This window comes from Brucella sp. RRSP16, from assembly GCF_052246815.1.
In the GTDB taxonomy this organism is placed as follows: Bacteria; Pseudomonadota; Alphaproteobacteria; order Rhizobiales; family Rhizobiaceae; genus Brucella; species Brucella intermedia.
Genome location: NZ_JBQQAM010000002.1, coordinates 434280 through 460045, shown reverse-complemented (window position 1 = coordinate 460045; position 25766 = coordinate 434280). Strand labels below are relative to the sequence as shown.

The window sequence follows — 25766 nt, the reverse complement described above, 5'->3', positions numbered from 1 at the left end:
TTTTGTTCAGCTTCCGAGCGCCACCGCAACATTGACCGAAGCGGCGACCAGAACGGTGTTGAAGAAGAAGGAGACGATGCTGTGCAGCAGCGTGATCCTGCGCATGGCAGGCGTCGTCACGCTGGTATCTGACGTTTGCTCCGTCATGCCGATCACATAGGCGAAATAGGCAAAATCCCAGCCGGAAGGTTCCGGTGTGCCGGGAAACTCGAAACCGCCGCGATGGCGGCTGGCATGGCTGCTGTCGTTGCCGGCAGGTTCGCCGGGTTGCCAGTAAGCATGCGCGTAATGCAGCGCCGCCATCATGTGGATGGTAAACCAGCCGAGCGGCACCGACGCCAGCGTCATCACCAGCGAGAAGGCATCGGCCTGTGGCTGCCGGTTGATCAGGATGAATAGCGAGACGACCGCGACGAGCACGGTCGCGAAGGTCACAAGAAAGATGATCCAGACCGGTTCATCGGCGCTGGCGGCGTGTTTTTTCAGCTGTGCTGCGGTGAGTTTTGGCAGCGCAAAGAGCGTCAGCGCGAGATAGAACACGAAGAAGCAGTTGGCCCCGATGACGGGGGCGAGCTCCCTGTCGACAAGCCACGCAATGATGAAAGCTGCAACGCCGCCCAGGGCAGCAAGATAGAACGACATATGGCGGCGCAGCAGAAACATCAGGCAAGCGTTTCCCTTGGTTCTAAACGCATATCGACATGTGGAATGCCATCTTCGAGATATTCGTCGGAAATCGCCTCGAAGCCGAACGAGCCATAGAATTTCTGCAAATGGCTTTGTCCGCCAAGCTCGATCGCCGTACCCGGAAAACGGGCCTGCGCAAATTCGATGGCCTCTTTCATCAAACGCTGGCCGAGCTTGTAGCCCCGGTAATCCGGCGCCACGACGACGCGTCCGATCTTCACCGGCTTGCCATCCTGTTCCGGCGGCAGAACCCGCAGCGACGCTGCAAGCTCTTCCCCGTCGAGAATGCGCAGGTGATACGCCTCGAAATCCTTGCCGTCGATCTCCGGATAGGGACATTTCTGTTCGACCACGAAGACATCCACGCGCAGCTTCAGCATCGCATAAAGTGCGCGCGGGGTCAGGTTGTCGAGTTGGTCCCACCGGGAAACGAGAAGCTTTTCAGCCATCAGTAGACAACCACCGAACGGATGGACTTGCCTTCATGCATGAGATCGAAGGCAGTGTTGATTTCATCGAGCGGCATGGTGTGGGTGATAAGATCGTCGATATTGATCTTGCCCTCCATGTACCAATCGACGATCTTCGGCACGTCGGTGCGACCGCGCGCGCCGCCGAAGGCGGTGCCTTTCCAGACGCGTCCCGTCACAAGCTGGAACGGACGCGTGGCGATTTCCTTGCCCGCTTCGGCCACGCCGATGATGATCGATTCACCCCAGCCGCGATGACAGCATTCCAGCGCCTGACGCATGACATCCGTATTGCCGGTTGCGTCGAAGGAATAGTCAGCGCCGCCATCGGTCAGGTCCTGAATGGCCTGCACCACCTTGTCATTGCCGATCTCACGCGGGTTGATGAAGTCGGTCATGCCGAATTTCTTCGCCATCTCGACCTTGGCCGGATTGATGTCCACGCCGATGATCTTGTCAGCGCCCACCATGCGGGCGCCCTGAATGACATTGAGGCCGATGCCGCCGAGACCGAACACGACGACGTTGGAACCCGGGCGAACCTTTGCGGTATAGATCACCGCGCCGATGCCGGTGGTCACGCCGCAGCCGATATAGCAGATCTTGTCGAAAGGCGCGTCTTCACGCACCTTCGCAACTGCGATCTCCGGCAGAACGGTGAAATTGGAGAAGGTGGAGCAGCCCATATAGTGGAAAACTTCACCGCCATCGCAGGAAAAGCGCGTGGTCTTGTCGGGCATGAGGCCCTGACCTTGCGTGGCGCGGATCGACGTGCAGAGGTTCGAGCGCTGCGACAGGCAGGTCTTGCACTGGCGGCATTCTGGCGTGTAGAGCGGAATGACGTGATCGCCCGGCTTGACCGAGGTCACGCCCGCGCCTACTTCGCGCACGATGCCCGCGCCTTCATGGCCAAGAATGGCGGGGAATTTGCCCTCGGAATCGAGGCCCGACAGCGTGTAGGCATCGGTATGGCAAACGCCTGTCGCCATGATTTCGACCAGCACTTCGCCAGCCCGTGGACCACCGATTTCGACTGTTTCGATCGTGAGCGGCTTCTTCGCTTCCCAGGCGACGGCTGCGCGTGATTTCATGGCGATGTTTCCCTTCCAGTTGTGTGTTGCGCGCCTATTTCAGATAGGTGCGCAAAATCCGCATGATTTCGTCGATTTGCGTATCGGGATCGGCATTGGCTTCATGGCCGAACGTCTCGCGGAAATGACTTTCCAGCACTTCCGCCATCAACCCGTTGGCCGCGCCTCGCAACGCCGCGATCTGCTGCAGCAGCGCCGCGCATTCCGTGCCAGCCTCCACCGCGCGCTCCAGCGCTTCGGCCTGTCCGCGAATGCGGCGCAGACGCGTCAGGGCGCGCTTCTTGTCTTCCGGTGAATGCGGCATGGAATCTCCCGATTTCAACGAAATCTATATACTCCGGGGGAGTACGTCAATCACTGTTCGCCAGCCGCAGGTGCAGAAGCGGATAGGGGCGTCCCTGATCGTCTGTTTCGGAACGCCCGGTTTCGACAAATCCCATATGCCGGTAAAAGCCGACGCCTTGCAGGTTCTGCTCGTTCACATCGACGGTCAAAGGATTGCCGACAGCTTTTGCATGGGCGATCATAAGTTTGCCGATGCCTTTGCCGCGCTGGTCGGGGGCGATGAACAGGCTGTCGATATGATGATCGCTCATGCCCATGAAGCCGACCGGCTTGCCGGCATCTTCAACAAGCCAGACTTCGACATTCGGCAGATATTGCTCGGCCACGAGCTTTTCGATTTCCAGGAAATCATCACGGCTAAGGAAGTCATGCGTGGCGAGCACGCTGGCGCGCCAGATTTCGGTCAGCGCAGGCGCGTCGCTCCTGCTCGATTTTCGAATATGGATCATGTGCGCTCCTTGTGTGATAAGCACGAAAGCGAAAGCCTTATCTGACGGAAACTAATTTGACGAGCCTGCCCGATCTTCCTGTGACACAGATTCTGCCTCGACTGGATGAGGCATTGGCGCATCATGCGAGTGCAGTCCTTGTCGCGCCGCCCGGTGCGGGCAAGACGACACTGGTGCCGGTTCATATGCTGAATGCCGCCTGGCGCAAGGACGGCATGATCGTGCTGCTTGAGCCGCGCCGTCTCGCGGCACGCGCCGCCGCGCGCCGCATGGCGCAGCTTCTCGGCGAGGAGCCGGGCGAAACCGTTGGCTACCGGATGCGCCTTGAAAGCAAGGTGTCGGACAAAACCAGAATTCTCGTCGTCACCGAGGGCGTCTTCGCCCGCATGATTCTTGATGATCCGGATTTGACGGGCGTTGCAGCGGTTCTGTTTGATGAATTCCACGAGCGCAGCCTCGATGCGGATTTTGGTCTGGCGCTGGCGCTCGATGTGCAGGCGGCGCTTCGCGACGATCTCAAAATCCTCGTCATGTCGGCGACGCTCGATGGCGCTCGTGTGGCATCGCTTCTTGGCGATGCACCGGTGATCGAGAGCGAAGGCCGCGCTTTTCCCGTCGATATCCGCTATCGCGACCGCAAGGCCGATGAACGGATCGAAGACGTAATGGCGCGGGCGATCCGCGATGCGCTGGCCGAAGAGACAGGCAGCATTCTGGCTTTCCTGCCGGGGCAGGGCGAGATTGAACGCACCGCACGGCTTCTGGACGATCGGCTTCCGGCCAACGTGCTGCTTGCGCCGCTTTATGGCGCCATGGAAGGCGGAGCACAGGATGCGGCGATCAAACCTGCACCGGCTGGTCATCGCAAGGTCGTTCTGGCGACTTCTATTGCCGAAACTTCCATCACGATCGATGGGGTGCGTGTGGTGATCGATAGCGGCCTTGCCCGCCTGCCGAAATATGAACCGGCCACGGGACTGACGCGCCTTGAAACAGTGCGCACGTCTCGCGCAAGCGCCGATCAGCGGGCAGGGCGCGCCGGGCGTACCGAACCCGGCATCGCCATCCGTCTCTGGCATCAGGGACAGACGGCAGCGCTCCCCCCTTTCTCTCCGCCGGAAATCCTGGAAGCTGATTTGTCCGGACTGGTGCTCGATGCGGCTGCATGGGGTGTGACCGATCCGGCGACGCTCAGTTTTCTCGATGTTCCGCCGGGGCCCGCGCTGAAAGAGGCTAAGGTTCTGCTGTTGCGGCTGGGCGCGCTGGATGAAGCGGGGCGCTTGACGCCGGATGGCGAAGCAATGCGTTCCTTAGCTCTGCCCGCGCGTCTGGCGCATATGGTTGCGGAGGCGGCCAAGCGGGGCGAGGCGCAAAAGGCGGCTGAACTTGCCGTACTTTTGACCGAACGCGGTCTTGGCGGCAATGAAACCGACCTGGACACCCGCATGTCGCGTTTTCGCAATGACCGCTCGGACCGGGCGCAGCGTGCAAAAGGACTGGCAAGGCGGCTCGCCGCGAATGTCCCAAACAACGGCGAAGCCGCAGGTTCAAGCATTGGGCGAATGCTCATCGATGCTTATCCTGATCGCATCGCGAAGGCGCGTGGGGCGGCGGGGCAATTCCTGCTCGCCAATGGACGCGGCGGAGAGGTTGATCCCGCCATCAGCCTTAGCCGCGCGCCGTGGCTGGTGGTTGCCGATATGTCGGGCAAGGCAGGCCGGGCGCGTGTCCTTTCTGCCGCGGAAGTCAGCGAAACAGAAATCCGCGCTGCCTTGGGCGGCAAAATCGAGAGTGGACGACAAGTTGTCTACGACCCGGAAAAGAATGCCTTGCGGGCGCGCGAAGCCGTGCGTATCGGCGCTATCGCTCTTTCCGAGAAGCCGCTTGCCGCTCCTTCAGGAAGTACCGCCGACGAAGGCGTTATTGCCGCCGTGCGTGAACAAGGCCTCGATATCCTGCCGTGGAGCAAGGAGGCCGACATTCTGCGCCGACGGCTTGGCTGGCTTCACCGTGGTCTCGGCGATCCGTGGCCGGCCATGGATGATGAACATCTTGTCGAAAGGCTGGAAGACTGGCTGCTGCCTTTCCTGACAGGTGAAGCACAGCTCGACCGCATTCCGGGGCATGTGCTGAAAAACGGCCTGATGAGCCTCGTGCCATTCGATTTGCAGCGCAGCGTGGAGCAGCTTGCGCCGACGCATTTCGAAGTGCCGACCGGATCGAATATTCCGATCCGCTACGATGCGGAGGAGCCTGTCATAGCGGTCCGCGTGCAGGAACTGTTCGGTCTTGGCGTGCATCCGGCCATCGCCAACGGCAAGGTTCCGCTCCTGCTTGAACTGCTTTCTCCGGCTCACCGCCCGATCCAGATCACCCGTGATCTTCCTGGCTTCTGGAAGGGTTCATGGGCGGATGTGCGCTCCGACATGCGCGGGCGTTATCCGAAACATGTCTGGCCGGAAGACCCTGCCAATGCGGAAGCGACCCGTCGCGCCAAGCCGCGCGGAACCTGAATCCGGCCTGCGACCGGATAACGCAGTTTCGCTTGCTTTCTGGTCCGGGCTTGCCTCATAAGGGCCTGACGAGGGACCCCATGCACGCAGAATTCGAGAATCGCGCTTCCAATCTTTCGCGCCGCCCGCGCCTCACCACGTTGGTCCGCGTTCGCTGGCTGGCAATTGCGGGACAGACCGCCGCAGTCATGTTCGTGGCGCTTTATCTGCAATTTGCGTTTGCAGTCGGCATCTGTTTTGCGCTGATCGCCTGTTCGGCCTGGCTCAACCTTTATCTTGCCTTCCGTTTTCCGACCAACCATCGGCTCAATCCGGCGGCGGCAAGTCTGGTTCTGGCATTCGACATTCTGCAACTGGCAGGCCTTCTCTATCTTACCGGCGGCCTGCAAAATCCGTTCGTCATCCTGATGATCGTGCCCGTCATCATCTCGGCGACATCGCTTTCTGCCCGCCACACGCTCGTGCTTGGCTTGCTGGTGGTTGCCTGTACATCGGTGCTCACCATCAGGCACGAACCGCTGCCCTGGTATCCGGGCGAAACGCTGAACCTGCCGTTCCTGTTCGTGATCGGCATCTGGTGCGCGATCATTTCGGCGCTCGGGTTCACCGCGGTCTATGCCTATCGCATCGCCGAGGAAGCGCGCCAGCTGGGCGACGCATTGAGCGCCGCCGAACTTATTCTCCAGCGCGAACAGCATCTGTCGGCGCTGGATGGGCTGGCTGCTGCAGCGGCCCATGAACTGGGCACGCCGCTTGCAACCATTGCATTGGTGGTGAAGGAAATGCAGCGCGCCCACACCACCGATCCGGGCCTTGCCGAAGATATCGCCTTGCTGCATTCGCAGACCCAGCGATGCCGGGAAATTCTCAGGCGCCTGACCAGTCTTTCCTCCGAAGGCGAGGAACACATGTCGCGCCTTCCCCTCTCATCGCTCATCGAGGAGGTCATCGCGCCGCACCGCAACTTCGGTATCACCATCGACGTGCAAAAGATGGAAGGTCCGAAGCCGGAACCCGTTACCCGCCGCAACCCCGGGCTGCTTTATGGCCTGGGCAACCTGGTGGAGAATGCCGTCGATTTTGCGCGCGGGACAGTCAATGTCACCTGGGGCTGGACTGACGGCAATGTGAGCGTAACCATCCAGGATGACGGCGAGGGGTTCAAACCGGAAATCCTCGACCGGATCGGCGAGCCCTATATGACAAGCCGCGACAATACCCGAAATGGCGGCGGTTTGGGCCTCGGCCTCTTCATCGCCAAAACCCTGCTGGAACGCTCGGGCGCGCACATCACCTTCCGCAATCGCAACAATCCGGGGCAGGGCGCGGAGGTAAAGGTGGTCTGGCCGCGTTCCGCATTTACGTCCGTCTGAAGGACGCTTACGGGCACGTACCTATCAAATCCTCGTGTCCGCATTTCAAAATAGCATTTGAATACAAGGGCTTGCATTGTCCCAGTGGGGGGCCTCCTGCTGAAATTGCTTCAACAATTCAGTGGCTATTTGACTTTTTGACGCAGGGGTATCAATAAGGAAAGAAAAATACAGGCAGGAAGCACCCGATGGACGACTTGAAGCAGGAAGACACCGAAGCCATAGGCAACGATCCGACCCTCCTTCTGGTTGATGACGACAAGCCCTTCTTGCAGCGCCTTGCCCGCGCCATGGAGAGCCGGGGTTTCCAGGTGACGACTGCGGAATCGGTTGAGGAAGGCATCGCCGCCGCCAAGGCAGCTGCACCGGCCTATGCGGTCGTGGACATGCGGCTCGGCGATGGCAATGGTCTCGACATCATCGAGGCGATTCGCTCGCGCCGCGCTGACACGCGCGCTATCGTTCTTACCGGCTACGGAAATATCGCAACCGCTGTGAATGCCGTTAAGCTTGGCGCCATCGACTATCTGTCGAAGCCCGCCGATGCCGATGAGGTCTTTGCAGCATTGACCCGCCGTCCGGGTGAAAAGGTTGCGCCGCCGGAAAATCCCATGTCCGCCGACCGGGTTCGCTGGGAGCACATCCAGCGGGTTTACGAAATGTGCGAGCGCAATGTCTCCGAAACCGCACGTCGTCTCAACATGCACCGCCGCACTTTGCAGCGCATTCTGGCCAAGCGCGCACCGCGTTAGAGCATAAAATAGAAGAACCTGGAGCGCCGATTTGATTTAATCAGATCGAAACGCGCTCTAATTCCGGCTGCCAGATCAATCGATTTCCGTCTCGGGTACGTCGAGACCGGCCAGTTCGGCGATCGTCAGGCGGGCGGCGCCCGCCCGCGCAAAGCGAAGCATCAGCGCTTTTCGCGTCGCACCGGGCAATTTGTGCTCTGGGGCATCGCGCATAATTTCCGCTCCATAGCCATCAGAGAGAATGAAGCCGCATTCCTGCGGAAAGATTTCGCTCGGCACTGCCGGGTGGGTGGCGAAGAACAGTCGGTCGCAATAGGCGCGATATTCCGGCCATTTGCGATCTGTCTTCCAGTCCTCGATGGACGATTTGATCTCCACGATCCAGATTTCACCTTTGCGGCTGAGCGCAATCAGATCGCGCGCCGGCCCGACGCCAGCGGCAGTTCGGGCAAAGTGGCAAGTCCCATTTCCAGAAAAAGGCGCTGGACGCCACGCCGCACAAGCATGGCGTTCTCGGACTGCCTGCCGTCGGAAAGTGGATGGGTCTGGTTGGGAATCACAATGGGCATGGGCGCATTTTGTGCCCGGTTTGAGAGCGAAACAATCGGAAATGAGCCGCATGCCGGGCGAAAACTGCGGCGGCTGGGCAAAACATGGCCAAAAAATGTCTTAATCAAGGAATTTTCAATTTACGGTTAACGTCTGGTTAACAATACTGCCCCATCTTCAACGACAACGAACGATTCGCATCTATCTCCGGCCCATCGCGGTCCTATTGACGGAATGAACCAATCTGGGGGAATGCATGAATTCTCGCGTCCTAAATCTGACGGCGGCTCTCTTTCTGGGCAGTGTGTTGGCTGGCTGCTCGACCGTAGGCGGCACCTTTTATACCGCTTCCTATTCCTCGGTCACTGATGCCGGCTATGTCGTCCCGGCGATCCCGAGTGAAAAGATTCAACCGCAATATCGTCGCCAGATCGTCAAATATCCGACGGACGAAAAGCCGGGCACGATCATCGTCGATACGCGGGAAAAATTCCTTTACCTCATCATGCCGGAAGGCAAGGCCATGCGCTATGGCATTGGCGTCGGGCGTGAAGGTTTTGAATGGTCGGGCACGGCGCGGGTCGCCATGAAGCGCGAATGGCCGACCTGGACACCGCCTTCCGCCATGATCAAGCGCCAGCCGGAACTTGCAAAATATCGCAATGGCATGGACCCCGGCCTGCGTAATCCGCTTGGCGCGCGCGCCCTTTATCTTTACAACAAGGGTGGTGACACGGGCTATCGTCTTCACGGAACGCCGGAATGGTGGTCCATCGGCAAGGCAATGTCTTCCGGCTGCATCCGTCTCATGAATCAGGATATCATGGATCTTTACGACCGCACCGAACAGGGCGCGAAGGTCATCGTAAAGCAATAAGCCGGGCCATCCGGATATGAAAAAGGCCGCTTCACGCGGCCTTTTTCATTTGCAATTTCAAACAGATCAAATCTGTTCGACCTGCTGCACTTCCGGCACGAAATGGCGCAGGAGGTTTTGAATGCCGTGCTTCAGCGTTGCCGTCGATGACGGGCAGCCCGAGCAGGCGCCCTTCATGTTCAGGAATACGGTGCCGTTTTCAAAGCCACGGAACGTGATATCGCCGCCGTCCTGCGCAACGGCTGGACGAACGCGGGTTTCGATCAGTTCCTTGATGATTTCGACGGTTTCCGCATCGGCTTCATCGAAGAATTCTTCATCGCCATGGGCAGCGGCGGCATCCGCATTGCTGTTACCTGCCATTGCAGGCGCGCCGGACATGAAATGTTCCATGATCGTGCCGAGAATGGCAGGCTTCAAGTGCTGCCACTCGCCGTCTTCCTTCGTCACGGTGATGAAATCATAGCCGAAGAAAACACCGGTTACGCCCGGAACCGAAAAAAGCTTGGCTGCGAGCGGCGACGTGTTGCCGGCGGTGGAAGGGTCGCGGAAATCGGCGGTGCCTTCCGGCATGACGACCTTGCCGGGAAGAAACTTCAGGGTCGCCGGGTTGGGCGTGGTTTCAGTCTGGATGAACATGCCAGTTGTCCCGCTTTCAGATTTTGGAACGATTCTCGTAAGCGCAGATCCATATGGACGCAAGTGCTGTCCCGATGCTGCGCATATCAGTTGCCATCAATATAGGGTGATCACGTCACCGCATCAATGTCGTCGTCGCTCATACCTGCCGGAATGACCGTGACCGGGATCGGGAACTGCGAGCGGCTGGCAAGCGATTGCACCAGGGGGCCGGGGCCTTCCTTGCCCGAACCGGCAGCCAGAACCAGAATGGCGATATCCTGATCTTCCTCGATGAGGCTGATCAGCTCTGCGGCGGTTTCGCCCTCGCGAATGCTGATTTCCGGCTCGATCCCTTGATCCGTGCGCACGGTTGCCGCGAATTTTTCCAGCGCCGCCTGCGCGCGATCCTGTGCTTCTGCGCGCATGATTTCTCCGACGCCCAGAATTTGCTGGAAATCGGAGTCATCGATCACGAAAAGCAGGATGAGCGAGCCGCCCGTGTTTTTTGCACGGCGAGCGGCATAGGCAACGGCGCGCCCGCACTCGGGCGTCTCGTCGATGACGGCAAGAAACTTGCGGCGGTGACCGGCTTCCCGGCTAAGTCGTTTTGATACCATGGCCGCAATTTGCCATCGGGACCGGCCATCTGCAAGCTGACATTTGCAGGAGCTTGAGGATCGAAAGTCGATCTTCGAACGGGGAGGACGGCAGCAAAAAAGCTGCCGCCCGCTGGTCAATCGGAATTTAGTTCTGCAGCCAGCCGACAATGTCGCGGACATGACGCATGGTCTGTTCGGCTATCACGCCGGCCCGTTCGCCTCCATCGCGCAGAACGCTGTCGATGTAGGCCGGATCAGCCACCAGCCGACGCATCTCATGGGTGATCGGCGAAAGTTTCGCGACCGCCAGATCGGCAAGCGATGCCTTGAATTCGGAGAACTGGCGTCCGCCGAATTCGTTGAGCACGTCTTCCTTCGATCGAGCGGAAAGTGCTGCATAGATGCCAACCAGGTTATCCGCTTCCGGACGTCCGGCGAGGCCGTCGAGTTCCGTCGGCAGGCCATCCGAGTCGGTCTTTGCCTTGCGGATCTTTTTGGTGATGGTCTCTTCGTCGTCGATCAGGTTGATGCGCGACAGATCCGACGGATCGGACTTCGACATCTTCTTGGTGCCGTCGCGCAGCGACATGATCCGCATGGCCGGGCCGGAAATAACCGGCTCGGTGAGCGGGAAGAAGCCAGAGACCTGCTCGTCACCGACCTTCATATCCACACCGACCCCAAGCGAGGCGATACGGTCGGAATAGTCGTTGTTGAACTTCTGCGCGATATCGCGGGTCAGTTCCAGATGCTGCTTCTGGTCCTCGCCAACAGGGACGGCAGTGGCGCGGTAAAGCAGGATGTCGGCGGCCATAAGGCTCGGATAGGCGAACAGCCCGAGCGAAGCGTTTTCGCGGTCCTTGCCTGCCTTGTCCTTGAACTGGGTCATGCGGCTCATCCAGCCGATGCGCGCGACGCAGTTGAACACCCATGCCAGCTCCGCATGCTGCATGACGCGGCTCTGGTTGAAGACGATGCTCTTCTTCGGATCGACGCCAGCGGCGAGATAGGCAGCGGTCACTTCCCGGGTCGAGTTCGTCAACTCGGCTGGATCGGGTGAAATGGTCAGCGCATGCATATCAACGACGCAATAAATGCAGTCGTTGGTGTCCTGCATGTCTACCCACCGCTTGATTGCCCCGAGATAATTGCCGAGGTGAAGATTTCCGGTCGGTTGGGCGCCGGAGAAAACAAGCGGTTTGAACGTGCTCATGATCGTTTCCTAAAAAAGTTAGCCCCGCCGGTGGAGAGCGGGGATTTTGAATGCTGGTCTTTTCGCAGAGACGCAGTCGCCTTTCAAGCGCGAATTATTGCTCGCTTTCAGGCGCTTTCTTCGCCGCACCGCGCTTGATGTTGCGGCGGATCATCCCGGTATTGGCGCCGCCGAGACCAAAGGCAAAGCCAAAATAAACGACCATTGCGGCAACGACGATTGCGGTCACGGTTCCCGCCCGTACAACAAGCGGCGCAGCCGAGGAAAGCTCGTGGGCGAAGTAGCCGATGGCAAAATGGATGCCGACAGCCATGATCGCGGCAGCCACGAGAAGACGCGGGATGCGGGTGAGGAGTGGAATATCCTGCCCCCAATGGCCCCGCTTCACCAGTGTCGCAAAAAGCAGCACAGCATTGACCCACCCCGCGACGATTTCGGCGGTGGCGATGCCCGTCGGCCCGAAATGCGGGAAAAGCGAGATGGCAAGCGAGACATTCACCGCGACCGAAATGGCAGCGAAAATCATCGGCGTGCGGGTATCCTCGCGGGCAAAGAAGCCCGGAATGAACGCCTTTATCAGCACGAAAGCCGGCAGGCCTAGGCCATAGATTGCCAGAATATTGGAGACGACGAGCGTGGAATCCGGGCTGAACTTGCCGCGTTCGAACAAAAGCCGCACGATTGGCTCCGACATGACGAGGAGAGCGGCTGCGGCTGGCAGCGTGAGGAACAAGGTGAACTCGACCGAACGGTTTTGCAGGTTCGACGCTTCCTTCATGTGACCGCCACGCAATGCGCGTGACAGTTCCGGCAGAAGCACGGTCGCGACCGCGATGCCGACGACACCGAGTGGAAGCTGATAGATGCGGTCCGCATAAACGAGCGAGGAAACCGCGCCTTCCATGCCCGACGCGATATTGGTGTTGATGAGTAGGTTGATCTGCGTGATGCCGCCGGTAATGGCGGCAGGAAGCGCCAGCACCAGAAGCCGCCTGACATTGGGCGTGAGGCGCGGGCGGCGGAAACCGATCTTGATGCCTGCATTGCGCACGGCAATCCAGACAATGGCAAGCTGCACCAGACCCGCAGCCATGACGCCCCAGGAAAGGCCATATCCCACGGCCAGCGCATCATAGCCGCGCCACCAGGCCACGGCCAGGACGCCGATCAGGATGATGTTGAGAAAGACCGGGGCTATTGCCGCCGCGAAATAACGGTGCAGCGAATTCAGCATCCCGCCCATCATCGCGGCAAGCGACATGCAGGCAAGGTAGGGGAACATGATGACGGCGAGGTGCACCGTGTTCTCGAACTTCACCGGATCGTCCGTGAAGCCCGGCGCGATCACGGTTCGCACGATGAAGGGCATCGAAAGTTCCATCACGATGGTCAGGAACAGGAGCACGGTAAAGAGCACGCCGAACACTTCTTCGGAAAAGCGACGCGCGCCGTCCATGCCGTTCTTTTCGATTTCCTTGGCAAAAAGCGGCACGAAAGCGGAGTTGAAGGCGCCTTCGGCAAAAAGTCGTCGAAAGGTGTTCGGGAAACGGAAAGCGGCATTGAAGGCGTCGGCCACCGGACCTGTGCCGAGTGCCGCCGCCATGAACATCTCGCGGGTGAAGCCGAAAATCCGGCTCATCAGCGTTCCGGACGCGACCGTGGCGAACTTTTTGACCAAACTCATTTACTGAAAAACCTATGCTGCGGCCTGCGACGAGCGGCCGTTTGTCTTGCTGCCATTTTCCGCGCCCAGCACACCAAGCAGCTTGCGCCTGATATTGCCCTGACGGGTGGCATTTGAAATCTTGTGGCCCACTAGGTCGGTTACGTAAAAACTGTCAATCACCTTCTCGCCAAACGTGGTGATATGGGCAGAAGCAATATCCAAAGAAAGGTCGGAAATAAGGCCGGTCAACTCCGAAAGCAGGCCGGGGCGGTCCAGGCCTTCCACCTCGATGACGGTGAACTTGTTGGAGAACGTGTTGTTGATCTCGACACGCGGCTCCACCTTGAAAGCCTTGGCGGCCTTCTTCGGCTTGGTACGCTTGGCCAGAACGTCGGGCAAATGCGCCTTACCGGACAGGACATCCTCGATAACCTTGCCGACGCGTTCAGCACGGCGGCGCTCGTCGTCGTCGGTGTCGAATTCGCGGCTGATGAGAATGGTATCGAGCGCCCGCCCGTCGCCGGTGGTGAAAATCTGCGCGTCGACGATGTTGGCCCCTGCCGCCGCGCAGGCGCCCGTGATGATCGACAGGAGGCGCGGATGGTCGGGCGCCAGCACCGTGATTTCGGTCACGGCCTCGAAGGTGTGTGGCTTCGCCATGGTGGCCAGCGCCCGCTCGTTGCGGTCGGCTTCGCGGATGAAATGAGCGTGCCGGACCTGATCTTCGAGGCTGACGGTCAGGAAATAGTTGGTGTAGTGGAGGGCCAGATAGGCATCGCGCTTGTCCTTGGGCCAGTCGGAAAGCCGTTCTGCCAGGGCCTCTCGCGCCTGATAGTCACGGTCGGCGCGGGACAGTTCCGAGAAACCGCCGGTCAGGACCAGCTCGGTTTCGTAGAAGAGCGTGCGCAGAAGCTGGCCCTTCCAGCCGTTCCATACACCGGGGCCGACCGCCTTGATGTCGCAGACGGTGAGGATCAGGAGAAGTTTCAACCGCTCCATCGTCTGCACTGTATCGGCGAAGTCGATGATGGTCTTGCGATCATTAAGGTCGCGCGATTGCGCCACCATGCTCATGGTCAGATGTTCCCGCACAAGCCATTCGACGGTTTCGGTTTCGGCGGGACTAAGACCGAAGCGGGGACCGAGCTTGCGGGCAATGCGCGCACCGGCAACCGAGTGGTCTTCCGGTCTCCCCTTGGCGATGTCGTGCAAGAGCAGGGCCACATAAAGCAGGTTGCGGTCGCGCTTCACCGTCGTGATGAGGTGGTTTGAAAGCGGATGTTCGTTTTCAAGCTCGCCATGCTCGATTTCCGACAGCACGGCGATGCAGCGCAGCAGATGCTCGTCCACCGTATAATGGTGGTACATGTTGAACTGCATCATGGCGACGATCTTGCCGAAGTCCGGAATGAACTTTCCGAGTACGCCGGATTCGTTCATGCGGCGCAGAATGAGTTCGGGATTGCGCGGCGAGGTCAGGACTTCGAGGAAAAGCCGGTTGGCTTCGGGATTTTCGCGCAGATCGGCGTTGATTAGTTTCAAAGAGCGGGTGAGGCTTTGCATCGCTTCTGGATGAAATTCCAGCCCGTGCTTGTCCGCCAGATGGAAGAGACGGATGATATTGACCGGGTCTTCCTTGAAAACATCGGGCCGCGCGATGTTGATGCGGTGATTTTCCGAAACGAAATCGCCGTCTGCGGAAAGCTTGCGCTTGCGCCGTGAAAAGGTGAGGAAGATGCGGTTGAAGCCCGGCACATGCTTGGCCTGCTGCTCCTCCAGCGCTGCGCTGATGATGCGGGTGAGATCGCCCACATCCTTCGCCACGAGGAAGTAATGCTTCATGAACCGTTCGACATAGTTCTGGCCGGGATGCGCCGTATAGCCAAGGCGCTGGGCGATTTCCGGCTGGATGTCGAAGGAAAGCCGCTCTTCTGCCTTAAGCGTCGCGAAGTGCATGTGGCACCGCACCGCCCAGAGAAAATCTTCCGCCTTGTTGAACAGTTTCAGTTCGGCCCGCGACAGAACACCGAGCTTGACCAGCTCTTCCTTCGTCTTGACGCGGTAAAAATACTTGGTGATCCAGAACAACGTATGCAGGTCGCGCTGCCCGCCCTTGCCTTCCTTGACGTTCGGCTCGACCAGATAGCGGGTTTCGCCTGCCTTGCGGTGGCGCTGGTCGCGCTCGGCAAGCTTGGCCTGAATGAATTCAGGTCCCGTATCCTTGACGATTTCCTCGTCGAAGCGGCCCACAAGCGATTTGAAGAGTTCACGATTGCCGGTGAGAAACCGCGCATCGAGAACTGCCGTGCGGATCGTCATGTCCTCGCGCGCCAGACGGATGCACTCATCGATGTTGCGCGTGGAATGCCCGACTTTCAGTCCCATATCCCACAGCATGTAGAGCATGTATTCGACCACCTGCTCGCCCCACGGGGTCTGCTTGTAGGGCAGCAGAAACAGAAGATCGATATCCGACCCTGGCGCCAGCCCGCCGCGCCCGTAGCCGCCCACCGCGACGATGGCCATATTTTCCGCCTTCGACGGATTGATCATCGGATAGGCTTTGGTGGTGGCGAATTCGAACAGCGCCTCGATCAGCGTGTCCATCAGAAAGGAAAGGCGTTTGGCGCAGAGCGTGCCGCCGCCGTCCTTCATCAACATGCCTTCCGCGTTGGCGCGGCCGCGCACCAGCGCGTCCTTCAAGGCCTGAAGCACCACTTTGCGCACGGTAGGGCTGGTGTAGTTTTCGTCCGTGGAATCCGCCAGTTCGTTGAGCTTGCGGCGCAGCGTCTCGGGATTGACGATCTCTTCCAGCTTAAGGTCGTGTGCGCTCATGCGGCATGTAGATCCGGTTTGCGGGGAAAGGATAGTGGACGATGGCCATCCTAGAGCATTTCCAGCAAAAGTGCGAAGCGGTTTTGCGTGTGGCAAATGCGACAAAACAAATACTTAGCGCGGTTCCGACGATTCCGTTTTAACCGGAACCGCTCTATAGCCGCTTTTATGGATGATGAATATCCAAAAGCAAAGGCCGGGGAGACCCCGGCCTTCGTATTACCATTCGCTGATCTTTCAGTTCGTCGCATTATAGGCGGTGATTGCCGCCATGTTGACGATGTCGGAATCCTTCGCACCGATGGTGACGATCTGAGCAGGCTTGTCGAGGCCGACGAGCAGCGGGCCGATGATGGTTGCGCCACCCAGTTCCTGCAGCATGTCGGCGGCAATCGACGCAGAGTGATTGTCGGGTGTGACGATCACATTGGCCGGACCCGACAGGCGGATGAACGGATATTGTTCCATCAGCTTGGGGTTCAGCGCCACATCGGCACTCATTTCGCCGTCGAATTCGAAATCCACATGGCGCGTTGCAAGAATGCGGACGGCTTCCTGAATGCGGGCGGAACGTTCGCCGCCCATATGGCCGAAGGTCGAGAAGGCGGTGAGCGCCACGCGCGGTACATAACCCATGCGGCGCGCCATGCCCGCAGCTTCGACTGCGATATCGGCAAGCTCGGCTGCGGTCGGCATTTCATGGACGGCGGTATCGGCGATAAACACGGTGCGCCCACGGCAGAGCGCGATGGAAACACCAACCACGCGATGGCCCGGCTTGGAATCGATGACGCGGCGCACGTCGTCGAGACCTGTCGCATAATTGCGGGTCACGCCCGTCACCATGCCATCGGCATCGCCCAGCGCCACCATGCATGCCGCAAAATGATTGCGGTCATTATTGATGAGGCGGTGGCAATCGCGCGTCAGGTAGCCCTTGCGCTGCAGTTTCTCGTAGAGATAGTCGGCGTAAGCAGCATTGCGGCTCGACAGGCGCGCATTGATGATCTCGATACCCGGACGGTCGAGGTCGAGACCGGCAGCCTTCGCCGTATCCTGCACCCGTTCCTCGCGGCCCACCAGAATAGCGGTGCCGAGCCCCTGATTGACGTAGGAAACGGCGGCACGCATCACCTGTTCTTCCTCGCCTTCGGCAAAGACGATGCGCTTCGGCTGGCGGCGCACGCGTTCATAGATACCGCGAAGGGTCGAGGCGATCGGATCGCGACGGGCCGACAGTTCGCGCTTGTAGCCTTCGATGTCGGCAATGGCGCGTCCGGCAACGCCGGTTTCCATCGCGGCCTTGGCGACGGCGGCCGAGACGGATGCAAGCAGGCGCGGATCGAACGGGACCGGGATGATGTAGTTCGGGCCGAAGCGCGGGCGGCTCCCCTGATAGGCCGCGACAACATCGTCCGGCACGTCCTCACGGGCAAGTTCGGCCAGCGCGTTGACGGCGGCGATTTTCATCGCATCGTTGATGGTGGTCGCGCGCACGTCGAGCGCGCCGCGGAAGATGTAGGGGAAGCCGAGCACGTTGTTGACCTGGTTCGGATAATCCGAACGGCCAGTCGCAACGATGGCGTCGTCACGGATGCGCGCCACTTCTTCAGGCGTCACTTCCGGGTCGGGATTGGCCATGGCGAAGATGATCGGGTTCGGCGCCATGGAGCGCACCATGTCTTCCGTAAACGCGCCTTTGGCCGAAAGGCCGAACACCACATCCGCGCCATTCATGGCATCCGCCAGCGACCGCTTGTCGGTCTTTACCGCATGCGCCGATTTCCACTGGTTCATGCCCTCTTCGCGACCCTGCCAGACGACGCCCTTGGTGTCGCACAAGATGACGTTTTCTGAAGCAAAGCCCATGGCCTTGATGAGTTCTATACAGGCGATGCCGGCTGATCCCGCGCCATTGCAGACGAGCTTCGTCGTCTTCATGTCGCGACCCGTCAGATGCAGCGCATTGATGAGGCCGGCGGCGGCGATGATGGCCGTTCCATGCTGGTCATCGTGGAAAACCGGAATGTCCATCAATTCGCGCAGGCGGCTCTCGATGATGAAGCAGTCGGGCGCCTTGATGTCTTCCAGATTGATGCCGCCGAAGGACGGGCCGAGATAGCGCACCGCATTGATGAAAGCGTCGATATCGGTGGTGTCGACTTCAAGATCGATGGAGTCGACGTCGGCAAAGCGCTTGAACAGCACGGCCTTGCCTTCCATGACGGGCTTGGATGCGAGCGCGCCCAGATTGCCGAGGCCCAGAATGGCGGTGCCGTTCGAAATGACGGCGACCAGATTGCCCTTCGCCGTATAGTCATAGGCGCGGGCGGCGTCTTCGGCGATTGCCTTCACCGGCACGGCAACGCCCGGAGAATAGGCGAGCGACAGATCGCGCTGCGTGGTCATGGGCTTTGTGGGGTTGATCTCCAGCTTGCCCGGGCGACCCTGCGCGTGAAAGTCTAGCGCTTCCTTCTCACTGGCTGTGGGTGCGCGTTCTGATGTGTTGCCCTTCGGCGTCGAGGCTGGCATGTTCCCTCCGGTTTCATCTGCGGGAGAACCTCGATAGCGCCAGTCACGCATTGTGTAAACAGCGCTTGCGGGAATAGATATTCATCCAAAAACGATGGAATACGAAATTTTATGACCTTGGCATTGTTTGCCAGGCAATAAATGAAGGTTTACCGATGGAATCGAAGGCGAGCGAAAATATGTTGGAAGCGGAAGAAGATGCCGCCGAGGCAGCGCCCGTTCGCCTGACTCCCATGATGGAGCAATATATCGAGATCAAGGCCGCGAATGTCGATTCGCTGCTCTTTTATCGCATGGGCGATTTTTACGAATTGTTCTTCGATGACGCCGTGGAGGCATCTGCGGCGCTGGGCATTACGCTTACCAAGCGCGGCAAGCATCTGGGCGAGGATATTCCGATGTGCGGTGTGCCCGTCCATGCCGCCGACGATTATCTGCAAAAGCTGATCGCCAAGGGCTACCGGGTTGCGGTCTGCGAGCAGGTCGAAGACCCGGCGGAAGCGAAGAAGCGCGGCTCCAAGTCCGTGGTGAAGCGCGATGTGATCCGCCTCGTCACGCCCGGCACGCTGACTGAGGAAAAGCTGCTGGACCCAGCGCAAGCCAATTTCCTGATGGCGATGGGGCGCACGCGCGGCGATGGCGCATTGGCGCTTGCCTGGATCGATATTTCTACCGGCACCTTCCGCGTGGCTGAAACAACGCCCGATCGGCTTTTCGCCGATGTGATGCGGGTGGACCCGCGTGAGCTGGTGGTAGCCGATAGCGCCTTCCACGATGAGGAATTGCGCCCCGTCTTCGATCTGGTCGGCAAGGCGGTGACGCCGCAACCGGCGACACTTTTCGACAGCGCGGCTGCGGAAGCGCGTATCCAGCGCTATTTCAACGTCGCGACGCTGGATGGCTTCGGCCAGTTCAGCCGCTCCGAGCTGTCGGCGATTTCCGGTGCGATTGCCTATATCGAAAAGACGCAGATTTCCGAGCGTCCCCCCCTGATGCGGCCGGAACGCGAGCATGAGGGCGGCACGCTTTTCATCGACCCGGCCACACGCGCCAGCCTGGAGCTTGCCCGCACAATGTCGGGCAACCGCGACGGCAGCCTGTTGAAGGCAGTTGATCGCACGGTGACTGGCGGCGGGGCGCGGCTTCTCGCCGAGCGCCTGACCGCGCCGCTCACCAATCCGAAGGAAATTGCGCTGCGGCTTGATTCCGTTTCCTGGTTCCTGAGCGAGCCGTCGCTCTGCGAAGCCATGCGTGCGGAACTGAAAGGTGTGCCGGATATGCCGCGCGCTCTTTCGCGCCTTGCGGTCGGACGCGGCGGGCCGCGCGATCTGGGCAGCCTCGCGCGAGGTTTCGAGGCTGCGCACACGATTGCAAACCTGTTGGAAAGTGCGTTGCTGCCGGACGAACTGGCACATGCCCGCGATGCCGTCAGCGCCATGCCCGCCATCTTTACCGCGCATCTTGACCGCGCCCTGGCCGACGAATTGCCGCTTCTCAAACGCGACGGCGGTTTCGTTTGCGCAGGCTATAATGCCGAGCTTGATGAAATGCGGGCCTTGCGCGATCAGTCACGCCGGGTAATCGCCGGTCTCCAGGCTGATTATATAGAAGAGACCGGCATCAAGTCGCTCAAGATCAAGCACAACAATGTGCTTGGCTATTTCATCGAGGTGACGGCCAACAATGCCGGGGCGATGACGGATACGGATGAAGCCAAGGGCCGTTTCATCCACCGGCAGACCATGGCCAATGCGATGCGCTTTACCACGACCGAGCTGGCGGAACTGGAAAGCAAGATCGCCAATGCCGCAGACCGCGCCTTGTCCATCGAGCTTGCCGTGTTCGAGGAACTGACGGCGGAAGCCGTTTCCCATGCCGACAGCATCCGAGCGGCTGCATCGGCGCTTGCAGTCTTCGACGTTTCGGCAGCGCTCGCCGTGCTGGCGGATGAGCAGGGCTATTGCCGCCCGCAGGTCGATGACAGCCTGTCCTTCAATATCGTGGCAGGCCGTCATCCGGTGGTCGAACAGGCCCTGCGACGGCAGGCGGCCAATCCGTTCGTCGCCAATGATTGCGATCTCTCCCCGCAAAAGGATGGAGGAAACGGTGCGATCTGGCTTCTCACCGGCCCCAACATGGGCGGTAAGTCGACTTTCCTGCGCCAGAATGCCCTGATCGCTATTCTCGCGCAGATGGGTTCCTTCGTCCCTGCCGGGTCCGCGCAGATTGGTGTCGTGGATCGCCTGTTCAGCCGTGTCGGCGCTTCCGACGATCTGGCGCGCGGGCGTTCAACCTTCATGGTCGAAATGGTGGAAACGGCAGCGATCCTCAATCAGGCAGGCGAGCGTTCGCTGGTGATTCTTGACGAGATCGGGCGCGGTACGGCGACTTTCGACGGCCTTTCCATTGCCTGGGCTGCGGTCGAATATCTGCATGAGAAGAACCGCTGCCGTGCGCTGTTTGCCACGCATTTCCACGAAATGACGGCACTTTCGGAAAAGCTGGAGCGGCTTTCCAACGTCACCATGCGGGTGAAGGAATGGGACAATGATGTCGTCTTCCTGCATGAGGTGGCAAAGGGGGCTGCCGACCGTTCCTACGGCGTGCAGGTCGCGCGTCTTGCGGGTCTGCCCGAGGCGGTCGTCAATCGTGCGCGCGATGTTCTGCACCAGCTGGAAGCCGGTGAAACCTCCGGCAAGGCGGACAAGCTGATCGATGATCTGCCGCTGTTCTCCGTCGTATTGCAGCAGGAAAAGCCGAAGCCGCAGGTGCAAATGAAGGACAGCGAACTGGTGAAAGCCGTCTCTGCCATCAGCCCTGACGAACTGACGCCCCGTGAAGCGCTCGACCTGATTTATAAGTTGAAGGAACTGGCCGGAAAGGCGTGAGATTCTGGACCCTCGCCCTTCGAGGCTTCGCTATGCTCCGCACCTCAGGGTGAGGGCGTCGAGTTTTTCGGCGAGGGGTATCCAGATGATTTCCCCTCATCCTGAGGAGGCCCGTAGGGCCGTCTCGAAGGGCGAGGGGAAATATCTACAGACTAAACAAACCTATTCGCTTCAGCGCCGTAATAAGTAATGTAGCGGCTGGAGATGCGCTCAATTGGCAGGATGATGAACACATCGGTGGTGCCGAATGCTTCATCGATCACTGCACCATCCCCAATCATTGCGCCAAGGCGCAGATAGCCTTTCACCAGCGGCGGCATCGAGAAGAGTGCAACCTTGTTGTTGATGGCTTCCTTCGGCATCAGGTCCATGGCCTGATAGCGGTGCGGCAGGGCGCGCACGTCCCAGTCCGGAGTGGCCCGGCAGTTATGATGCAGGAACGACAGGCCGAGCGCATGCGCTGCAGGCACGGCCCCATGGAAGGAGGCGCAGCCGAACATCACATCGATGGAGTGGCGGCGGCAGTAGGCCCAGGCGCCTTGCCACAGCAGCTCGACGGTGCGCTTGGAGCGATATTCCGCCTTCACGCAGGAGCGACCCAGTTCCAGCAGACGAAGATTGGGGCGCGAAAGGGCCAGACGCTGCACGTCATATTCATCGGCGGAATAGAAGCCGAGCGCTTTGTCGGCTTGATCGCTGCGCATCAGACGATAGGTGCCGACAATCTGCTGGTGTTCCGGCACGGGCAGGGCGGTATCGTAAACAAGCAGATGATCGCAAATAGCGTCGAAGCGGTCGGCATCGCGAAGCTCCACAGCCTCGATGCTTTCGCGGCGCGCACCCATTTCGTCGAAGAAGACACGAAAGCGCAATTCCTGCGCGGCTTCCACGGCCTCAGGTGAATTGGCAAGCCGTACTTCCAGCGATCCGATGCGTCCCAGAACAATGGGATCGCCGCCGGACGCGAACAGCGCCTGTTGTGCTTCTAAGCCTGACATGACGGTATCATCAATGATTTGCTGGTCCATTCCAAGCAGTACTGTCATGATGATGGCTCCTGATTTGTCTATTCACGTATTCCTGAACGGCTTTCCCACCGATATTTCAGCAGGAACCATTCCAATCCATGTTCCGACAAGATTGCGTGGACACGACGTCCAGTTCGGCCGAAGCATTACAGATTCAGTGCTACGCGAGGATGACAGAAGCATGTCACCAATGTGTCAATTCAAGTGGATGGACCGTATCCTCTTCAAAAATCTTATAATTTCACGAGATTAAATTATGCGAAAGGCTGAAACCGATCAAGCTGCCTTGTCAGCGGGCGGCCCGCTCGCGACGCCAGCCGAGAAATTCTTCCAGAATAATGAGCCCAGCGCCGATGGTTATGAACGTGTCGGCGAGATTGAACACGGCGAATGACCATGTCGGCAGGTGGAACAGAATATAGTCCACGACATAGCCATGCATCACCCGGTCGATAAGATTGCCGATGGCCCCGCCGACGACAAGCGCAAAACCGTAACGCGCGAAAATGCGGTCCGGAGCGTTGGTCCACCACAGATAAAGCACGAACAGGATAACTGCGGCCGTGATCACGACCAGTCCCCAGTCGTGCAGCCAGGCCAGCATGGAAAAGGCGATGCCTTCATTGTGCGTGCGGAACAATGCGAGGAACGGCAGGAGATCGATCTGCTGCCCGTAGCCCATCCGTGTTTCCACCAGATGCTTGACGCCCTGATCGATCAGTATCGTGAGAATGACGACAAAAAGTGAGGACCAGACAGCGTGCCGCTTCATCCGGAAGCCCTTTCATCAAGCGTGAGCGCGTCGCGACGGATTTCGTAGAGCATCACGCCGGTGGCAATGGCAAGATTGAGAGAATCAGCACGTCCCGCCTGCGGGATGCGGGCAAGCTTGTCGCAGGCACCGGCAAGGCTTTCCGGCAGGCCCTGCTGCTCATTGCCCATCATCAGCACGACCGGCTTGTTGGCATAGGGAATGGTGCGATAGTCGACCGCGCCTTTCAGATGCGTGCCGACGACGAGACCGGACACGCCTTTGCGCCAGTTGAGGAAATCGGCTTCGCTCACCTTATAGAGCGGCATGGAAAAGACCGAGCCCATGGTGGCGCGCACGGTTTCCAGCGAATAGGGATCGGTCGTGTCGCCGATCAGAATAACGCCCTTGGCGCCGACCGCATCCGCGGTGCGGATGACAGTACCAAGATTGCCCGGGTCACGCACGCGGTCGAGCGCGATATAGACGTCGTTGCCCTTCGGCTTGAGGCTTGCAAGCGGGCGGTACTGCTGCTCGAAGACGCCGACCACCATCTGCGGATTATCGCGGCGGGTAATGGCGGCCATGATCTTTTCGGTCACTTCCAGCACCAGTCCGCCCTTGGCGAAGGTGCGGGCGGCAACCTGCTCAACCATTTTGTTGCCCTTGCCGGATTTCGCAAAGACAAGCGTCTTGATGCGCCAGTCCTGTTCCAGCGCGTCGATGACAAGCTTCAGTCCTTCGGCCAGAAACACGCCCTGCTGGTCACGGAATTTTTTCAGCGCCAGCGAGCGCAGGTCCTTCACAATGGGATTGGTAAGGCTGGTGACTTCCTTGACCTGTCCGACTTTCGAATATTCGGCGCGTTGGCCTTTTGAGAAATCGTCGTCACGGCTCATTTTGCTACCCAGCGGCTGAACATGGATGTGGAAAGCGCGCGCCCTTTCGACTGGTCGGCGGAACGTTCACGCAGAATAAGTTCGCCCGATTCGACCGTGCCGCCAAGACCGGTGAAACGGTCGCGCATCAGCTCATGAATGGCGAAGAAAGAAGCCCGGATCGAATAGGCGGTCAGGATGACTGCAAGCGGCTTCGGCGTCAGGATGGACCGGCATGTATCGACCATTGCGGGCAGATGCTCGAACAATTGCCAGACCTCGCCGCTCGGTCCGCGCCCATAGGCAGGCGGATCAAGCAGGATGATGTCGTAGAAGCTGCCGCGCCGTTCCTCGCGAGCCACGAATTTCATCGCGTCTTCGCAGATCCAGCGGATTGGTTTATCGGAAAGCCCGGCCATTTCCTGGTTTTCACGCGCCCACAGGATCGCTTTCTTGGATGCGTCCACATGGGTCACTTCCGCACCGGCCCGTGCCGCCACCAGCGAGGCGACGCCCGTATAGCCAAAAAGATTGAGCACTTTCACGCTGCGCCCGGATTTTACGCCGTCCCGGATACGCCCATCCATATATGACCAGTGCGCGGCCTGTTCGGGGAACACGCCGACATGGCGGAATGAGGTGAAACGGCCATGAAAGGAAATGCCGTCGTGCTGCATCGGCCATGTTTCACCGAGCGGCAGTTTCGGAAATGCCCAGCGCCCCATGCCTTCCTCATCGGTATTGCCGGTGAAGACGGCATCCGCCTGATCCCACTCTTTCTGAGGCAGGTTCGGCAGCCAGATAGCCTGACCTTCCGGGCGGACAATCCGATAGGGGCCGTATTGCTCGAGCTTCAACCCATTGCCGCTGTCGAGAAGCGCATAATCGGGTGACGGTTCCGTTTCGAGGATGAGCGGGAGCTTTTCAGCCGGGCGGGCGCCGGCATAGGGCTTGATTTCGCGAAGCGGCGCGGCGGGTTTGTCGTCCGCAGGTCGGGGTGCAGCCTTGGCGAACTGGGGACGAGGCTTTTTGAAGGACGAGCCCTTATCGGACTTGCCTTCAAACCTGCTCTCAAGCTTGTTTTCCGGACGTGGCGCATCGTGTCTTGTGCGCTCGAAACCACGCTCCTGCTTGCCGCCCGACGGCTTTTTGCCTTTTCCCTTTGGCGCTTTCACCCGAAACTCCAATCATCATGATTGGGGTCTAGGTAGGATAAACAGGGCCGGTGTGGAAGGGGAAAACGACGTTCAACCGCGCACAAAGGATATTTCAGCAGTCGAAAACCCGGAAGTTTGCTTCCGGGTTCGAGAATAAAGGCCGTTTCAGGAATTCGCGACCGATATATTGCGCTTTTCGGCGGCTGTGCTGCGTTCAAGCAGGCGGGCCGCCTCCTGCTTGTACATCCGTTCCTTGCGCCGATGCTTGCCCTGCGTGAACCAGGTCACCAGGGAGCCGATGACGACACCGAGGAGAAGTGCTCCGAACAGCAACAGGAACAGCGGTGCTTGATAGGAGAGGGCCGGATTGCCCGGATTGAACGGATCGATCGTGAATTGCACCGACGCGCGATTGGCAACCGACAACGCAATCAGAACCACGGCGAGCGGTACAAGAACGATGATGGCGATGATGCGTTTTGCCGCCATAGC

Annotated in this window: 21 protein-coding genes and 1 pseudogene; 5 read left to right on the top strand and 17 right to left on the bottom strand. The window is 59.4% G+C overall.

Features of this window, described 5'->3' with window-relative positions; all coding sequences use genetic code 11:
- Positions 1 to 6: 6 nt before the first annotated feature.
- Genes ACS5UA_RS05360 through ACS5UA_RS05340 form a run of 5 tightly spaced genes read right to left on the bottom strand, consistent with a single transcriptional unit; the run spans position 7 to position 3042 of the window.
- Positions 7 to 663 (bottom strand): DUF1345 domain-containing protein, encoded by a 657-nt coding sequence (locus ACS5UA_RS05360; protein WP_443101214.1) that lies wholly within the window; start codon positions 661 to 663, stop codon positions 7 to 9.
- Positions 663 to 1136: a GNAT family N-acetyltransferase gene (locus ACS5UA_RS05355; protein ID WP_262074633.1), complete on the bottom strand. Its 474-nt coding sequence runs from the start codon at positions 1134 to 1136 to the stop codon at positions 663 to 665. The genes ACS5UA_RS05360 and ACS5UA_RS05355 overlap by 1 nt, the downstream gene beginning before the upstream one ends.
- Positions 1136 to 2248, bottom strand: coding sequence for an S-(hydroxymethyl)glutathione dehydrogenase/class III alcohol dehydrogenase (locus tag ACS5UA_RS05350; protein WP_021586396.1), 1113 nt, complete (start codon positions 2246 to 2248; stop codon positions 1136 to 1138). Before ACS5UA_RS05350 ends, ACS5UA_RS05355 begins: the two co-directional genes overlap by 1 nt.
- A 34-nt stretch (positions 2249 to 2282) precedes the next feature.
- A complete protein-coding gene (locus ACS5UA_RS05345; protein WP_006470917.1) occupies positions 2283 to 2552 on the bottom strand; it encodes a metal/formaldehyde-sensitive transcriptional repressor in 270 nt (89 codons plus the stop codon).
- A 46-nt stretch (positions 2553 to 2598) separates the two neighbouring features.
- On the bottom strand, positions 2599 to 3042 hold the full coding sequence (locus ACS5UA_RS05340; RefSeq protein ID WP_443101213.1) for an acetyltransferase: 444 nt from the start codon (positions 3040 to 3042) through the stop codon (positions 2599 to 2601).
- A gap of 56 nt (positions 3043 to 3098) precedes the next feature.
- Here ACS5UA_RS05340 and hrpB point away from each other — a divergent pair, with 56 nt between their 5' ends.
- From hrpB to regA, 3 genes are all read left to right on the top strand, one after another.
- Entirely contained in the window at positions 3099 to 5555 is a 2457-nt protein-coding gene (gene hrpB / locus ACS5UA_RS05335) for an ATP-dependent helicase HrpB (protein WP_262074637.1), read from the top strand.
- A gap of 80 nt (positions 5556 to 5635) precedes the next feature.
- A complete protein-coding gene (locus ACS5UA_RS05330) occupies positions 5636 to 6928 on the top strand; it encodes an ActS/PrrB/RegB family redox-sensitive histidine kinase (protein ID WP_006470914.1) in 1293 nt (430 codons plus the stop codon).
- Between the two features lie 188 nt (positions 6929 to 7116).
- Positions 7117 to 7680, top strand: coding sequence for a global response regulator transcription factor RegA (gene regA / locus ACS5UA_RS05325; RefSeq protein WP_006465866.1), 564 nt, complete (start codon positions 7117 to 7119; stop codon positions 7678 to 7680).
- Positions 7681 to 7755: 75 nt separating this feature from the next.
- Here regA and ACS5UA_RS05320 read toward each other — a convergent pair.
- Positions 7756 to 8249: pseudogene (locus ACS5UA_RS05320) on the bottom strand (MmcB family DNA repair protein).
- Between the two features lie 236 nt (positions 8250 to 8485).
- On the opposite strand from ACS5UA_RS05320, the gene ACS5UA_RS05315 reads away from it, so the two are divergent.
- Positions 8486 to 9106, top strand: coding sequence for a L,D-transpeptidase (locus tag ACS5UA_RS05315; RefSeq protein ID WP_006465868.1), 621 nt, complete (start codon positions 8486 to 8488; stop codon positions 9104 to 9106).
- Between the two features lie 66 nt (positions 9107 to 9172).
- On the opposite strand, the gene ACS5UA_RS05310 is transcribed toward ACS5UA_RS05315, so the two are convergent.
- From ACS5UA_RS05310 to ACS5UA_RS05285, 6 genes are all read right to left on the bottom strand, one after another.
- Positions 9173 to 9745, bottom strand: a complete 573-nt coding sequence (locus ACS5UA_RS05310; RefSeq protein ID WP_063619955.1) for a NifU family protein — start codon at positions 9743 to 9745, stop codon at positions 9173 to 9175.
- Between the two features lie 110 nt (positions 9746 to 9855).
- Positions 9856 to 10344, bottom strand: a complete 489-nt coding sequence (locus tag ACS5UA_RS05305) for a universal stress protein (protein ID WP_006470912.1) — start codon at positions 10342 to 10344, stop codon at positions 9856 to 9858.
- A gap of 127 nt (positions 10345 to 10471) precedes the next feature.
- Positions 10472 to 11539 carry a tryptophan--tRNA ligase gene (gene trpS, locus ACS5UA_RS05300; RefSeq protein ID WP_121994763.1) on the bottom strand — a complete coding sequence of 356 codons (1068 nt, stop codon included), beginning with the start codon at positions 11537 to 11539 and terminating at the stop codon, positions 10472 to 10474.
- A 94-nt stretch (positions 11540 to 11633) separates the two neighbouring features.
- Positions 11634 to 13223 (bottom strand): murein biosynthesis integral membrane protein MurJ, encoded by a 1590-nt coding sequence (gene murJ / locus ACS5UA_RS05295; RefSeq protein ID WP_021586388.1) that lies wholly within the window; start codon positions 13221 to 13223, stop codon positions 11634 to 11636.
- Between the two features lie 12 nt (positions 13224 to 13235).
- On the bottom strand, positions 13236 to 16040 hold the full coding sequence (locus tag ACS5UA_RS05290; RefSeq protein ID WP_021586387.1) for a [protein-PII] uridylyltransferase: 2805 nt from the start codon (positions 16038 to 16040) through the stop codon (positions 13236 to 13238).
- Positions 16041 to 16277: 237 nt separating this feature from the next.
- The gene (locus tag ACS5UA_RS05285; protein WP_006470910.1) at positions 16278 to 18572 is read right to left on the bottom strand and encodes an NADP-dependent malic enzyme; all 2295 of its coding nucleotides are present in this window, start codon (positions 18570 to 18572) and stop codon (positions 16278 to 16280) included.
- Positions 18573 to 18727: 155 nt separating this feature from the next.
- Here ACS5UA_RS05285 and mutS point away from each other — a divergent pair, with 155 nt between their 5' ends.
- Positions 18728 to 21460, top strand: a complete 2733-nt coding sequence (gene mutS, locus ACS5UA_RS05280) for a DNA mismatch repair protein MutS (RefSeq protein WP_025089797.1) — start codon at positions 18728 to 18730, stop codon at positions 21458 to 21460.
- Between the two features lie 152 nt (positions 21461 to 21612).
- On the opposite strand, the gene ACS5UA_RS05275 is transcribed toward mutS, so the two are convergent.
- The 5 genes from ACS5UA_RS05275 to ACS5UA_RS05255 all read right to left on the bottom strand — a co-directional run bounded on the left by ACS5UA_RS05275 (position 21613) and on the right by ACS5UA_RS05255 (position 25763).
- Positions 21613 to 22506, bottom strand: coding sequence for a GNAT family N-acetyltransferase (locus ACS5UA_RS05275; RefSeq protein WP_006465876.1), 894 nt, complete (start codon positions 22504 to 22506; stop codon positions 21613 to 21615).
- Between the two features lie 271 nt (positions 22507 to 22777).
- A complete protein-coding gene (gene lspA, locus ACS5UA_RS05270) occupies positions 22778 to 23260 on the bottom strand; it encodes a signal peptidase II (protein ID WP_021586385.1) in 483 nt (160 codons plus the stop codon).
- Complete coding sequence (locus ACS5UA_RS05265) at positions 23257 to 24138, bottom strand: TrmH family RNA methyltransferase (protein WP_021586384.1); 882 nt, start codon at positions 24136 to 24138, stop codon at positions 23257 to 23259. Before ACS5UA_RS05265 ends, lspA begins: the two co-directional genes overlap by 4 nt.
- The gene (locus tag ACS5UA_RS05260; RefSeq protein WP_021586383.1) at positions 24135 to 25292 is read right to left on the bottom strand and encodes a class I SAM-dependent rRNA methyltransferase; all 1158 of its coding nucleotides are present in this window, start codon (positions 25290 to 25292) and stop codon (positions 24135 to 24137) included. The genes ACS5UA_RS05265 and ACS5UA_RS05260 overlap by 4 nt, the downstream gene beginning before the upstream one ends.
- Positions 25293 to 25439: 147 nt before the next feature.
- On the bottom strand, positions 25440 to 25763 hold the full coding sequence (locus tag ACS5UA_RS05255) for a lipopolysaccharide assembly protein LapA domain-containing protein (RefSeq protein WP_021586382.1): 324 nt from the start codon (positions 25761 to 25763) through the stop codon (positions 25440 to 25442).
- Positions 25764 to 25766: the final 3 nt, after the last annotated feature.